Below are 13995 nucleotides of genomic sequence, written 5' to 3'. Positions count from 1 at the left end.
AACAAGATTGGATTGCGTTTGCACCATGAATAACATGATATTTTATATGTGATCCCGTATTACGCTGCGCTAATACGGGCTACTTAAATAGCCCTCTAACAAACTTCTCGAGACCTAACAAAGAAACAAGATGAATTTCCTCCCTATCCCGCGCTTTATACTCGACAACATTCTCTTTCAAGTGCCGTTCACTCACCACTAAACGATGAGGAATACCAATCAAGTCGCTATCGGCAAATAAAACACCAGGACGCTCGTTTCGATCATCGAGGAGCACATCAAACCCTTGTTCGCTTAGTTGTTGATAAAGCGATTCAGCGGCTTCTTTAACGATAATGGAGCGATGACCATTGATAGGGATAATGACGATTTGAAAGGGGGATATCGTTTGTGGCCAAATAATCCCATTGGCATCATGGTGCTGCTCAATGGCTGCGGCGACAACACGAGTGATACCTAAACCATAACAACCCATGATCATGGTTTGCAAATGACCCTGTTCATTAATCACCGCCGCCTTCATCACCTCGGCATATTTATCCCCGAGTTGGAAGATATGACCCACTTCAATGCCGCGACAAGAGTGTAGTTTGCCCTTACTATCGGGACTTGTATCCCCTTCTTTGACATTGCGTAAATCATAAGCATCTTCATAATGTGCATCGCGACCCCAGGCAGTATGAAGGTAATGGGTATCGGGTTGATTGGCACCGCAAATAAAGGAGGGCATAGCCAGGGCAAAGTGATCAGCGATGACTGGAATACCAAGATGAACAGGACCGACAAAACCGACGGTGGTTTTCAATGACTTGGCAATCGTTTCATCATCAGCTAAACGCAAAGGCGATTTCACTAAAGGATGTTTGGCAGCTTTGACCTCATTTAATTCATCATCACCGCGCAGTACCAGTGCGACTAAAGGATGCTGGCTTCCTTCTACGATCAACGTTTTCACTGTGTCTTTGGGGTTGACCTTTAAGAAGTCCGCAACTTCGGCGATTGTTTTTTTGCCAGGTGTATTAACCGTCTTCATGTTTTCTGTTGGTGGCTGAGTAGCTTTTGCGGGGAGTAAGCAAGTCGCCTGTTCAATATTGGCAGCATAATCGCTACTATCGCTATAGAAAATCAAATCTTCACCTGAATCAGCCAATACTTGGAATTCATGCGAAGCGGAGCCCCCAATAGCCCCTGTATCTGCCTCAACTGCACGATAGCGTAGTCCTAGACGGTCAAAGATTCTGCAATACGTCTCATACATTATATTGTAGGTTTCTTGCAGCGATTCTTGGCTTAAATGAAAAGAATAGGCATCTTTCATGATGAATTCACGAGCACGCATTACGCCAAATCGTGGTCTGATTTCATCGCGAAATTTTGTCTGTATTTGGTAAAAATTAGCGGGTAGTTCTTTATAAGATTGCAATTCGTTACGTATTAAATCGGTAATCACCTCTTCATGGGTGGGGCCAAAACAATAATCTCGCCCATTACTATCTTTCATCGTTAATAATTGCCCACCAAAGGTCTCCCAGCGCCCGGTTTCTTGCCATAACTCTGCTGGCTGTATGGCAGGCATGAGAACTTCCATCGCATTAGCACGGTTCATCTCCTCACGAACAATCTGCTCCACCTTGCGCAATACTTTAAGACCTAAAGGAAGCCAGGTGTAAAGCCCGGAGCCAAGTTTGCGGATAAGTCCTGCTCTTAGCATAAGCTGATGTGAAACAATCTCCGCATCATTAGGCGTTTCTTTAAGAGTGGGCAAAAACCATTGCGATGCGCGCATTGTCTTCTCCTCTAGCTCTGGTAGGTAAAAAAAAGTCATTATACTCATTTGAGAAGTAAACAAAATAGTCTTTTTTACGTTGTTATGTTCTCTACGATCTCCATCGAGGTGGACTCTTTCAATTAGCCTTAAGTTTTTTGACTCCCTGAAAGCTCGACGTACCGCGGCTTGTCCGCGGTATCTATAAGTTCGAAGTTCATTACTTCACTTCTACCAAATGAATACCGCGGACAAGCCGCGGTACGTCGGCACTTAAAGTCAAGGTGAACTTAAGGTTAATTAGAGGTTAGTCTCCCAGGCGAATAAGCCTTCTCGAACGCACCTTTCTAGAATTTACAATATGTCTCTGCTAAGATTGTCCTCATTTTGATCATAGGGGTATATAATGGCAGAACTAGAGAAGCTTAAAGAAAACCAACTTGCGATTGAACATGCGCTAGACGAGTTAAAAATTGAACCTAAGAAGTTCGCCGAGCTCTATACAGGCACACCTGGTCTTCGTTTTAATACATGGTTACTCCGTTTAGGGGAAGCAGAAAAATCCCAGTCTCGTTGGACTGACTATCAAGGGGCTTTAAGGTTCATAACTCAAAAGCTAGAGGAATTAGCTAAAGAAAATGAGTTTGAGAAGCTGTTTCAACAACGACTATTATGCTGCACATTACTAAGTGCACTAAAATTACTTGGTTATATTATTGCCGCTGTTGAGCAAAAAGAAGATTCCAAGCAGAAAGAGCGTTTCCCGGAAATTCTGGCGTTTCAAAAATCGGTTGCGTTACATCTTCAGAAAGTGATGCCTCAATTTCAGTTACCTTATCAATCTCTTGAACCTGAAAAAAGAACTTATGTTCCAACCTTCGCCCTGAGAACAAATAAAATCGAAGAGGAATATGAGTCTGCTTATCTAAAAAATTTTAGTGGCGGCTGCTTGGGATTTTTCAAATTGGCGATCAAAACATCGTGCCGACACAAGAGTCGTACTGAGGAGTTGCAATTTCTTCAAAATGTTGATGGCTATCTAGAACAACAACGGGGTAAGATGCATATGAAAGACGCGAAACTCTTCAGACTTAGCGCGCTTAATTTAGTACGTTGGAAGATTGAGACGGAATGGTTTGGTCGCAACAGCTTATTGCATAAGATTATCGTAGGGAAACTAGAAGCAGCGGGTCTTAAACCTGATGATGATACCATGATAGAAGGGTTTTTGAAGATATGTAAGGAAAAAGCCATCCATGTACCTGATGGGTTGGTCTCATGTTATGAGAATGATCTGGTTGATGCTTCACCCGCGAATACTTTTTAATTACACACTTGAAATTTGACCTTGAGAGATTAGATTAGATTATCTCAGGGTCAAGCTTTAACTTTCTATTACGCTCTACTGATGATTGACTTCGATTCGCTTCCGTAAGAACTTTCTCCATTTTCTCACCAAGAAGCTTATATGTTTCCCCTTGTTGTTTTAATGCCTTGGAGTAATCATTGAAACTAACCTTGCCGGTAGTGACATCATAGATGGCACCGACAATAGCTATATCTTCGTGATTAATCATTCCTCTTAAAATGTCGCTATCATTGTAGATCTGTTTCAACGTATTGATAACATTGAGCTCAGTAATGTGTCCTACGAACTCAATGTTTTTACTGGTGCGATTCGTCTTTGTGTCCGTTTCAGCAGCAATGGCAGGTTTAATTTTATCTAGCAATTGGGTGATATGCCCTTTTTCGACACTGTCACAGGCAGCTTGAATGGCTCCGCAACGAGTATGGCCCAAGACAACAATCAATTTGGCACCAACAACGTGACAAGCATATTCAATACTTGCTAACACATCGTCATTAACAACATTTCCTGCGACGCGAACACAGAACAAATCGCCAAAACTCATATCGAATATGGTTTCTACCGGCACTCGTGAGTCAATACAACCTAAAATAACAGCCATGGGATGTTGTGTTTCGGCCGTGTACTGAATATCGATTTTTGTGCTTCTGTGGATTCTGGTATCTTGCAAGAAGCGCTGACTACCTTCCTGCAATATTCGCAAGACTTGATAGGGCTCTAAAGTAGCTAATACGTCGTAGGTCGTGACGTTAATAAAATCGATGTGATTATGAATATCATAATGATCTTGGAACCCAATTAAGTTTAAAGCAATTTGTTTTAGTGGTGCTTGTTCTTCTCTAAACTCTTTTAATAATTCGATGATTTCTTTATCAATATAATTGGAATAACGTGCATCAATAATAAGCTGAGAATTCTTGGGGATAGAATCAAGTTCAGCGACCAAGGACGCTTTATTTAAAAAAGTGATTTGCTGTGGTAGCACAAGCCGATTGGTAATACCTGTAGGATATATTTCTTTAATGATATCCAAACGTGCTCGACTATTGGATTTTAAAATATAAAACAGGCTGATGGCCAAGCCGATTAAAATACCAACTAAGAGATTAAAGGCGACAATGCTTACCACAGTGGCAAGAAAAGGAATAAATCTGTCCATTCCTTGTTCATAAGCCGCTTTGTAAATTGAGGGTTTTGTGAGCTTGTAACCTGTAAAAATTAAGATACTTGCCAAGGAGGAAAGAGGGATCTTATTTAGCCAGTTAGAGATTAGCAAAACGGCAAGAAGAATATAAATGCCATGCAAAACCGCAGACAATTTGGTCTTTGCACCCGATTGAATATTCACTGAAGTGCGCACGATTACCGAAGTAATTGGGATCCCACCAATTAAACCTGCTAAAAGATTGCCACAGCCTTGGGCCACGAGTTCACGGTCTTTTGAACAATAGCGTCGCTTTTTATCTAATTTTTCACCTGCTTTTACGTTAAGCAAACTCTCCAATGAAGCCACGGTAGCTATGATAAAAGCGTATAAATAGATTTTCGGATTGGTCCAAGAAGCCCAAGCAGGGAATTCGAGCTGACTAAAGAAATCCGCAAAACCATCTTGTTGGGGGATATTGACTAGATGCGGGTTATTTTGTGCAAATGAAGAGCCAGAAAAAATAAAAACCTCATTGAGCAAGATACCTAGAATGACCACGATGATTGGTGCAGGAATGCTCTGAACCCAGGCAGTCTTTGCTTTATCGGCATAAATTAAGATGGCAAAAGAAACAAGTGAAATGATCGCTGCGCCTTCATTGATGTGATAAGACAAATCATAAAGAGGGTTAAAAGCCAGGCTTTCAGTGGATTCCAGCAAATGGGCTTTTAATTCTTTCAGGTCGGTGGAGAGCGTAAAGGCCAATGGTAGTTGTTTAATAATCAATAAAAGGCCAATGGTAGTTGTTTAATAATCAATAAAATACCAATGGCGCATAATAAACCTTGGACTACATTGGAAGGTATGTAATCTGCGATAGAGCCTGAACGTAGGGCACCTACAATAATTTGTAAAATGCCAGCCAATGCCAAGGCAAGCAAAAAGGTATTAAAATCTCCCAATTGGGTAATGGCCGCAAGCACAACCGCAGCCATACCAGCGGCTGGACCACTGATACTGACTTGTGAACCGCTAATAGCACCAACGACGATTCCACCAATAATACCGCTTAGAATCCCTGAAAATAAGGGGGCGCCTGAAGCTAAAGCAATACCTAAACAGAGCGGAATGGCCACTAAAAAAACCACAATAGCGGCAATGAAATCATATTTAAAATAACGATTTCGATACACACGAAATTTACGAAAATTTGTAGTTAATGTCTCATTCATAATCTGTTGATACCGGATTTAGTGAACCCATGGTAGCGCAGTTTGTTTATTTTGTGAACCTTTTCCTTTACAAGAAAGAAAACTTTCTTAACTTAATTTCAAAGTGGGTGGGAGTCAATCTTCTTCTGCAAAAATCAGGTCTTTTTCGTCAAAAATGGCTCCCTGTTCAGCAAGGAAGGGTCGCAGTAATTCATTTTCCAAATCCCGGAAGCGCCAAAGCGTTTGGTCCATTAATTGACTTGGTTTAACACTTTGCAAAGCATGCAAGATGTTACTGGGAACTTTGGGGTTTTCTTCGGCTAATTGATCAATCAATTTAGCAACGCGTTTACGCATCAAATTTTCCTGTGAGCCACATAAATTACAGGGAATGATGGGGTAAGCCTGCTCTTGTGCAAAAGCAATAATATCTTTTTCTTGCACGTAACATAGTGGGCGGATGACAATATGTTTTTTATTATCACTTAGTAGCTTGGGGGGCATAGAGCGAATATCGCCATTGTAAAGAATAGACATCAGTAGCGTACGAATTAGATCGTCACGGTGATGGCCTAATGCAATTTTTGTAAATCCATGTTCTTCCGCATAACGATAGATAATGCCACGACGCAATCTTGAACATAAAGAACAATAGGTTTTACCTTCCGGGATTTTCTCTTTTACAATGCTGTAGGTGTCGCGGGTGAGAATTTCATAAGGAATATTTCTATCATTAAGCCAAGCACGTAAGCGGCTGTCGTCCCAACCAGGCTGTGCTTGATCAAGCGTAAAAGCAAAAATCTCGAATTTATTATTGGAGCGACGTTGTAAGCTGTGTAGAAGGGTCAGTAGGGTGAAGGAATCTTTGCCTCCAGAAAGACAAACCATAACCCTATCCCCACGCTGAATCATATTAAAGTCAGCGATAGCTTTACCTGTATAATGCAGTAATTTTTTTTCAATGGTGGAGGGTGTGGAAGACATATGTTACAACCTGGTAATGACTTAAAAGAGCAAGTTTATCGTAAATTTTACTTCATTACCTTAACAGCTATATCAATGGGGTGTGATTAAAGTGCGGTTTTCTTGGCCGACGCCCAGCAGCTTGACCGCGAGGTCCATGAATCTTCAAGATCACTGGATCCCGCGGTCAAGCCGCGGGACGTCGAGAATTATTGAAAATAAAACTTTAAATAAAAAAACCGCACTTTTAATCGCACTCTATATCAACAGGCGGTTGACAAAAAAGAAAAGTAGGCCAACATCCCAAGCAAGTTATCTTATCGAGTATTTTAAACCCCAAACTGGCAACCATTCGTTATGAGGCTAAATATTCCACAAACAAAAATTTGACTCTCATTTGATCCAGTTAAGAATGCATTACTATTGGTAGCTTGGGTCACAATGCTAGGATTAGTTAGTACAGCTGTACTGTCCAGATTTGCAAAAAAACCAGTTGCTGTGGATGAGGTTGTATTTAGAGCTGAAACGGAATAATAATCTCGCCTGTTAGCAGCAAGTTTCTCTATACTTGTAATATTATTAAATCGGCCCTCTATCTCTAACACAACTCCCACAGCTGATGCCGTATCAGGAGAGGATGCTGTAGCTGTGAAATAAGAGCTAACTGGCATATTTACATTATTTAAGATTTCTTGGATTTCGGCTGCAGCTGCACTAATCCCTTGAGCAGTACTATTAAGATCTGCGGATGCTTGGCTATTTAATCGGATGCCTGTAAAGAATAGAGTTGCTCTTCGTCCTGTTTCGGTGTTAATGAAGCCTCTTATCCGTATGCCAGTGGCTGTAGCGGTTCCTGCTGCTTCGGCCGTGGTATTAATTCGAGTTTGGCGGGTTGTAACGGTAGACAATGATTCATCAGTGGGATCATCGACTAAAAGACCTACAGCATCAGCTGAGCTGCTTGTCCCACCAAGGCTAGTGGAATTAACGCTCAGTGTGGAATTTTCTAGGGTGACACTGCCTTGCTCAACGCGTACCCCTTCAGCGATAGCATCTTGTCCTGCAGAATGATTCACTTGAACATTAACTTGTGAGTTCGATAGGGTGATATTTTCACTTTGATTAACAAATATTCCCCGACCCGTGATAGTACCTGCTGTTTGTCGCGTTGCATTGATTGAAATGATGTCATTAATAAGATTAACCCTGCTCGTTGGGCGTGTAGTTCCAATAAACACGCCGGTTGCTGTGCTGCCGTCATTTGTAAAAGCGTTTATTTGACTGTTTTCAATAGTGACATTAATGGGAGGGACATCAAGGGGTTCTTCAATAGAGACCGCTGTCCTAAATCCAAGAGAAGAACTGTTTGCACCAATGGCTGAATTGGAGATTTTCACTGAACCAGCGATAATAAGACCATTAGTGTATTGCCCATCATCATTTAATAAAAAAATAGAATCATAAGTGTTATCGCCCGTAAGAATAAAAGTACCTGTTACTACCTGTAACTGCCTCACAGAAAAATCGCCACTTCGTCCGTAAATGGATTGTCTCTCGTTCAATATAAGCGGAGAAGGCAATAATAATAAGCTAGCATGTGGAGCAAAAGCTGAAGCAAAAGAGGACGTGCCACTCTGGGTGTTGTAGGTACCAGGACCAAGATAAAGGTTGGCACCGGGCGAAAGATTGTCGATGGCATCGATGGTTAGTTGAGTAAATGAGGTATCGAGGCAATTGTTTTCAAAGGTACAATTGCTAAAGCCATTGGCAGCATCAAACGGGATGCCAGCGCCGCTGAAAAACCAAATATTGCCTCGGGTCAGTACACGAACACCAGTATCGATATAAGCCTGCTGACTGGGAATGCCAGAACCCGTATCCCAGGTGCCTAAATGCCTTGGAATGGGGTCTAATAAGCGATCATGGATATTAGAAGACTCACTCTTATCCATGCCACCTAATGTGAGGCGGATGGTTACTTGGGCGGTATTTTTTTGTACTCGGTCATAACTGTCACGAACAGAAACAGTAAAATACCTATTAAGCGGCATTTCTACACCACCGATAACACCATTGATATCCTGTGCTTCCTTAAAGGAGAAATGATAACCGCCAGTGTATAAACGAATGTTCTTGGCTGCTGGTAACGTTAACCCTATTTCACCGTCGACGCCATTACCAACTTCTTCCACTAAATTCACTAAATTATCAAACTGGTTGTGGCCGGCAAAGCTAATGTATTGCGTCGTCCCAAGTTGCTCACCTAAAAATGTGGCTTCTACTTTTTGTTTTGGTGAGGTTGGGAAATAACCATTGACATGGATGTCCCAAAGATTGGTCATAAATTCCAATCCCGGATTGACTACAGGGAAATGAGGACCTCGGGTTGTGCGGTTAAAGTCACCAAAGACATATGCACCCCATAAAAAGATATCATTACGAATGCCGCGATACCCACCACCAATACTTCCCAAATGACCATTATCACTGCCTGTCTTACCTAAGCCATCAATGTACAAAATACTATCGTGATTCCCATAAAGTGGTAATATGGCGTCGGCTTCACCAAGGGTATTATCACCAAAAAAACCTTCACTCAAGATACGAGGCATGAAAGGAAAAGCCCTAGGGCTGAATTCAGCATGCACTGTTGAATTAGCAAGTAATAGGGAAAGACTTAAAAAAGACAGCTTGTGAGTAAAACAATGCATGAAATCCCTTTTGCTTTTAAACTATTTCGTAATATCGGTCTTGACGACTACAGCCTTAACCGCAGGTTTCACTACTACTTTTTTCTTGGCTCTAGTGCTTTGCGGTGGAAAAGAGGATACTCTGGTTGTCGCTAACCATGAGTTAATCTCTTCAAGATCATTAACATTCAATGTTCCTGCAAGATACTTTAAGTTTAATATGGCATTAATTAAGCCGTATTGATCACGAGCAAGTTGCTCTTGTGCTTCAAAGAGGCGTTGTTGCGCATTGACAACGTCCACCATGGTGCGCGTTCCAACTTGGAATTGAGCTTCGGTGCTCTCCAAAGAGTTTTGTTGTGAAATGATGGTTTGCCTGTCTGCTTTAACTTTACTGATCCCATCGATGATCGTGTTGAAAGCAATGCGACTATTGACTACAACATCCCTATAAACTTGCTCAAGTTCTTGACTTGATGTCTGGAAGTTGAATTGTGCCTGGCGAGTCTGGGATTGTACCAATCCGCCTTGTACGACAGGAAAATTCATGGCTATGGCAATATTGGCTGTAGACTGCCTCGACGGGATGAAAAAAGAAGGGGGCGCTTGGTTATTGATCTGTTGTGCATTACCCTGAATAGCGAAGGTGGGCCAGTTACCCGCTGCTTGGACTTTAATATTTTCGCGTGCTGCTTGTAGACTGTATTTTGCTGAAAAAAGTTTATAATTTTGCAGCAACCCCGTATTTACCCACTCATCGGCGTTATCTGGTTCAGGTTTAATCAGAGGAATAGTACTATCGCGTAAAGGTGATAAATGTTCATAGATATGGTTTGTGAGCTTGCGTAAATCTTCATTCCTATTAATTTGATTATTTCTTGCTGAAATGACTTCAGCCACCGATTGGTCATAGGCAGCTTTTGCCTCATAGACAGAAGTGATAGCATCCAAGCCCACTTTGAAACGTTGTTCTGCCTGTTCGAATTGTCGTTTGTTTGCGCGTTTTTTTGCTTCGGCAAAGTTGAGGGTATCTCTGGCAAGCAAAACGTCAAAATACGCTTTTGCAGTTCGCAGGATTAAATCTTGAGCGGCATCATTAAAGGTTGCTTGTGCTGCTTTGACAGAATCCTTTGCCTGTTGAACCTGAGACCAAGCTTGGTAATTAAATACAGCCTGCGAAGTGGTTACTGTCCATTGATTGCTATTATAAGTGGCTGCAACCGAAGCACCTGCAGCTCTAACACTTTCGATATTGCGTGAAGCTTGACCACTTACAGTTAATTGGGGGTATAAAGCTGCTCGAGCTTGCGGAATAGCTTCTGTATTAGACATATAAGTACTGTATGCCTGCTTAAATGTCGGATCGTTTTCTAGTGCTTGCAGATAGATATCCATAAGGTCAGTGGCATGTACAAAAGGGGATAAACTAACAGTAAGTATCAAGCACAAAAGCGTTTTTTTCATACCAGCTTGTCCTAGAAAACAAATTCTTTCGGTTTTAATTTATCAATTAAAGGAGGGATGTGGGTTTCAAATAATTCTCTCGCGTGCCATGTGCCATCGTGATGTAAACGATGAAGTTGACCTTGCATTACAGGTTCTTTGCCTACAATGGCAAATAATCTCCCGCCCGGTAAAAGTTGTAAGCGTTGAGTATCGTTAATTTTTTCAATGGCACCTGTAAATACCATAACATCATAGGGAGCTTTATCAAGCCAACCACGACAGGCATCACCAGTAATCAACTCGACATTGGTACAATTGTGATCGTGCAATTTACGTTTGGCGTTGTTAGTAAAATCAGAGAAATAGTCGATACTAATGACTTTTTTGCAAAGTTTGCTTAACAATGCTGTCAAAAAACCAGTGCCTGTACCAACCTCCAGCACGAGTTCATTTTTTTTAAGATTCAAAGCTTGTAGCAAGCTACTCTCTTCTAATGGAGTCATCATGCGTTGATTGTGTGCTAATGGAATTTGCATATCGGAATAAGCAAAATGCTGCATGTTATGAGGCACAAATTCATGACGAGGTAACTCATCATAAAGAGAAAGAATGGTTTCATCCAGAACATCACCGGTGCGAAGTTGCTGTTTGATCATGTTAATTCGTGCATTTTGACTAGTCATTTGGGGACTCACCATCACTTTGAATAGACCTTTTCTAAAACTCATTCGAAAAAGGTATATGTAGGTTAAAACGTTGTGGGGATTTTAGCAAGAATTGATAAAAGGTGCGATTGCTCAAGTGTAAATTACCGGTGAAAAATACTGAGAAATCCTCTCATTTTGAGATCGAAGTAAGAGTCTCCTTGGCTCCGACTGGATTTCAGGAAAAACCGCGTCCTGCGGTCGGTGCGCACGTCCGTGTGCGCAACGTCCTGAAACCCAGTCGGAGCCAAGGAGACTCCGAGAGATCAAAAAAAATGAGAGGATTTCTCAGTATTTCTCACCGGGAATAACTGGATGAGGGATTTCATGGTGGAGCTGTGTAAAATTTGTTATCATTGTTGCTTTTGCTATTCAAAGGAACCTTAAGGAGACGAATGTGCTTGCGCGATTTACTGAGTACTTGCAATCCGAGTTAGATGCACTCAAGGGTGAGGGGTTATATAAAGGGGAACGTATAATAGCTAGTCAGCAACAAGCTGCCATAACAGTAAAAGGACATGAAGTCATTAATTTGTGTGCAAATAATTACTTGGGGCTTGCTAACCATCCAGTACTCATTGCTGAAGGGCAGAAGGCTTTACAAAAGTATGGTTATGGTATGGCCTCTGTGCGTTTTATCTGTGGTACGCAAACACCCCATAAAGAATTAGAAAAAAAGATTAGTCATTTTCTAGGCATGGAAGACACGATTCTGTATTCCTCCTGTTTCGATGCGAACACAGGATTATTTGAAACCTTGTTAGGACCTGAGGACGCCATCATTAGTGATGCCTTAAATCACGCGAGTATCATTGATGGTATTCGTTTATGTAAAGCCCAAAGATTCCGTTATGCTAACAATGACATGAAGGATTTGGAAGAGCAGCTTAAGGCCTCTAAAGGAGCGCGGTTCCGTTTAATAGCAACGGATGGTGTCTTTTCTATGGATGGTATTATTGCTAATTTACCAGCCATTTGCGAATTGGCAGAGCGCTATGATGCTATGGTGATGGTGGATGACTCTCATGCTGTCGGATTTATGGGGGATACTGGGCGTGGTACCCCAGAATATTGTGGGGTGGCGGACAAAATTACTATCATTACAGGAACATTAGGTAAAGCGCTTGGTGGTGCATCGGGAGGTTACACGGCGGCAAATGCGGTGATCATTGATTGGCTACGTCAACGTTCAAGACCCTACCTCTTTTCAAACACCTTAGCACCAATGATCGCTCAAACGTCTATTGCTGTACTAGACTTGCTGCAAAGTAGTAATGAGTTAGCGCAAAAACTGAAGCGAAACAGTGAGTATTTTCGCCATGGAATGACAAAGCTTGGCTTTGACCTTGTTCCTGGTGAGCATCCTATTATTCCAGTGATGCTAGGTGATGCAGCATTAGCAGGAAGAATGGCAGCTCGTTTGTTGGATGAGGGCATTTATGTGATCGGTTTTTCCTATCCTGTTGTTCCCAAAGGTAAAGCAAGAATTCGTACGCAAATGTCGGCAGCTCATGAACTAGAGCACCTTGATAAGGCAATGGAAGCTTTTGCAAAAGTTGGTAGAGAACTTGGTGTAATATCTTAGTCAAGTGCAACAACTGATCTAAAGTAATTAATCTCTTTCAGGGGAAGTGCATGAAATCATTAGTGAAAGCTAAACGTGAGCCCGGAATTTGGATGCAGGATAGTCCTGTACCCGAGTATGGGGTGAATGATGTTCTCATTAAAATTCATAAAACCGCAATTTGTGGAACAGATATCCATATTTATTCTTGGGACGATTGGGCACAGGCAACAATACCTGTTCCAATGGCTGTGGGTCATGAGTTCTATGGAGAGATTGTTGAAATTGGCCGAGAAGTAAGAGGATTGAGAGTAGGGCAACGTGTTTCGGGAGAAGGGCATATTACCTGTGGTATGTGTCGTAATTGTCGTGCCGGGAAACGTCATTTGTGCCGTAATACTCAGGGGGTAGGTGTTAATCGCCCCGGTTGCTTTGCCGAGTATCTTTCTATACCGGCCAGTAATGTTCTTGTTTTGCCTGACAATATTACAGGAGATCAGGCGGCTATTCTTGATCCTTTAGGTAATGCTACCCATTGCGCACTGTCCTTTGATGTTGTTGGTGAAGATGTCTTAATCACTGGTGCTGGCCCAATTGGCATCATGGCTGCTGCTATTGTGCGTCACATTGGTGCTCGCCATGTAGTCATTACTGATGTTAACGATTATCGCTTGGATTTAGCGCGCAAAATGGGTGTTACGCGCGCGGTCAATGTCAAATACCAACCTGTCAAGGATGTTATGGGTGAGTTAGGAATGACAGAAGGATTTGATGTTGGTCTAGAGATGTCTGGTAACCCCACGGCATTAAATGACATGGTAAAAGTCATGAATCATGGGGGACATATTGCCATGTTGGGTATCCCACCTCAGGAAACAGCCATCGACTGGAACCAGGTCATTTTTAAAGGACTAGTGATAAAAGGAATCTATGGCCGTGAAATGTTTGAAACATGGTACAAAATGATAACGATGCTCCAAAGCGGTTTGAATATAGAGCCAGTAATCACTCATCATTTCCCCGTAGCTGATTACCAACGGGCTTTTCAGATCATGGCATCTGGACAATCAGGTAAAGTCATTCTTGATTGGTCTTGAGAAATTAAGCTGATTGGTTTACCTTCTGCCCTTGCTTTA

General features: G+C 41.9%; 8 protein-coding genes and 1 pseudogene. 3 read left to right on the top strand and 6 right to left on the bottom strand.

What is annotated here, in order from left to right; all coding sequences use genetic code 11:
* Positions 1-79: 79 nt before the first annotated feature.
* Positions 80-1786: a proline--tRNA ligase gene (locus CKV79_RS10085; RefSeq protein WP_028373430.1), complete on the bottom strand. Its 1707-nt coding sequence runs from the start codon at positions 1784-1786 to the stop codon at positions 80-82.
* Between the two features lie 385 nt (positions 1787-2171).
* Here CKV79_RS10085 and CKV79_RS10080 point away from each other — a divergent pair, with 385 nt between their 5' ends.
* The gene (locus CKV79_RS10080; RefSeq protein WP_028373431.1) at positions 2172-3092 is read left to right on the top strand and encodes a hypothetical protein; all 921 of its coding nucleotides are present in this window, start codon (positions 2172-2174) and stop codon (positions 3090-3092) included.
* 34 nt (positions 3093-3126) lie between these two features.
* Here the strand turns inward: CKV79_RS10080 and CKV79_RS10075 are convergent.
* The 5 genes and pseudogenes from CKV79_RS10075 to CKV79_RS10055 all read right to left on the bottom strand — a co-directional run bounded on the left by CKV79_RS10075 (position 3127) and on the right by CKV79_RS10055 (position 11274).
* Positions 3127-5513, bottom strand: a pseudogene (locus tag CKV79_RS10075) (bifunctional SulP family inorganic anion transporter/carbonic anhydrase).
* Between the two features lie 114 nt (positions 5514-5627).
* Positions 5628-6476 carry a tRNA 2-thiocytidine(32) synthetase TtcA gene (gene ttcA, locus CKV79_RS10070; protein ID WP_028373432.1) on the bottom strand — a complete coding sequence of 283 codons (849 nt, stop codon included), beginning with the start codon at positions 6474-6476 and terminating at the stop codon, positions 5628-5630.
* 308 nt (positions 6477-6784) lie between these two features.
* Complete coding sequence (locus CKV79_RS10065) at positions 6785-9166, bottom strand: inverse autotransporter beta domain-containing protein (RefSeq protein ID WP_028373433.1); 2382 nt, start codon at positions 9164-9166, stop codon at positions 6785-6787.
* A 21-nt stretch (positions 9167-9187) separates the two neighbouring features.
* A complete protein-coding gene (locus tag CKV79_RS10060; RefSeq protein WP_051546166.1) occupies positions 9188-10609 on the bottom strand; it encodes a TolC family outer membrane protein in 1422 nt (473 codons plus the stop codon).
* Between the two features lie 11 nt (positions 10610-10620).
* A complete protein-coding gene (locus CKV79_RS10055; RefSeq protein WP_028373434.1) occupies positions 10621-11274 on the bottom strand; it encodes a protein-L-isoaspartate O-methyltransferase family protein in 654 nt (217 codons plus the stop codon).
* 418 nt (positions 11275-11692) lie between these two features.
* Between CKV79_RS10055 and CKV79_RS10050 the strand changes: the two genes are divergently transcribed.
* Both CKV79_RS10050 and tdh read left to right on the top strand, forming a co-directional pair.
* Positions 11693-12880: a glycine C-acetyltransferase gene (locus CKV79_RS10050; RefSeq protein WP_028373435.1), complete on the top strand. Its 1188-nt coding sequence runs from the start codon at positions 11693-11695 to the stop codon at positions 12878-12880.
* Between the two features lie 50 nt (positions 12881-12930).
* The gene (tdh, locus tag CKV79_RS10045; RefSeq protein ID WP_028373436.1) at positions 12931-13956 is read left to right on the top strand and encodes an L-threonine 3-dehydrogenase; all 1026 of its coding nucleotides are present in this window, start codon (positions 12931-12933) and stop codon (positions 13954-13956) included.
* Positions 13957-13995: the final 39 nt, after the last annotated feature.

Source organism: Legionella lansingensis, from assembly GCF_900187355.1.
In the GTDB taxonomy this organism is placed as follows: domain Bacteria; phylum Pseudomonadota; class Gammaproteobacteria; order Legionellales; family Legionellaceae; genus Tatlockia; species Tatlockia lansingensis.
This window is presented reverse-complemented; position numbering and strand designations above follow the sequence as displayed.

Bases quoted from the DNA above. Each gene is read 5' to 3' on its own strand.
- CKV79_RS10085 (WP_028373430.1), bottom strand. From the start codon at position 1,786: ATGCGCGCATCGCAATGGTTTTTGCCCACTCTTAAAGAAACGCCTAAT.
- CKV79_RS10080 (WP_028373431.1), top strand. From the start codon at position 2,172: ATGGCAGAACTAGAGAAGCTTAAAGAAAACCAACTTGCGATTGAACAT.
- ttcA (WP_028373432.1), bottom strand. From the start codon at position 6,476: ATGTCTTCCACACCCTCCACCATTGAAAAAAAATTACTGCATTATACA.
- CKV79_RS10065 (WP_028373433.1), bottom strand. From the start codon at position 9,166: ATGCATTGTTTTACTCACAAGCTGTCTTTTTTAAGTCTTTCCCTATTA.
- CKV79_RS10060 (WP_051546166.1), bottom strand. From the start codon at position 10,609: ATGAAAAAAACGCTTTTGTGCTTGATACTTACTGTTAGTTTATCCCCT.
- CKV79_RS10055 (WP_028373434.1), bottom strand. From the start codon at position 11,274: ATGACTAGTCAAAATGCACGAATTAACATGATCAAACAGCAACTTCGC.
- tdh (WP_028373436.1), top strand. From the start codon at position 12,931: ATGAAATCATTAGTGAAAGCTAAACGTGAGCCCGGAATTTGGATGCAG.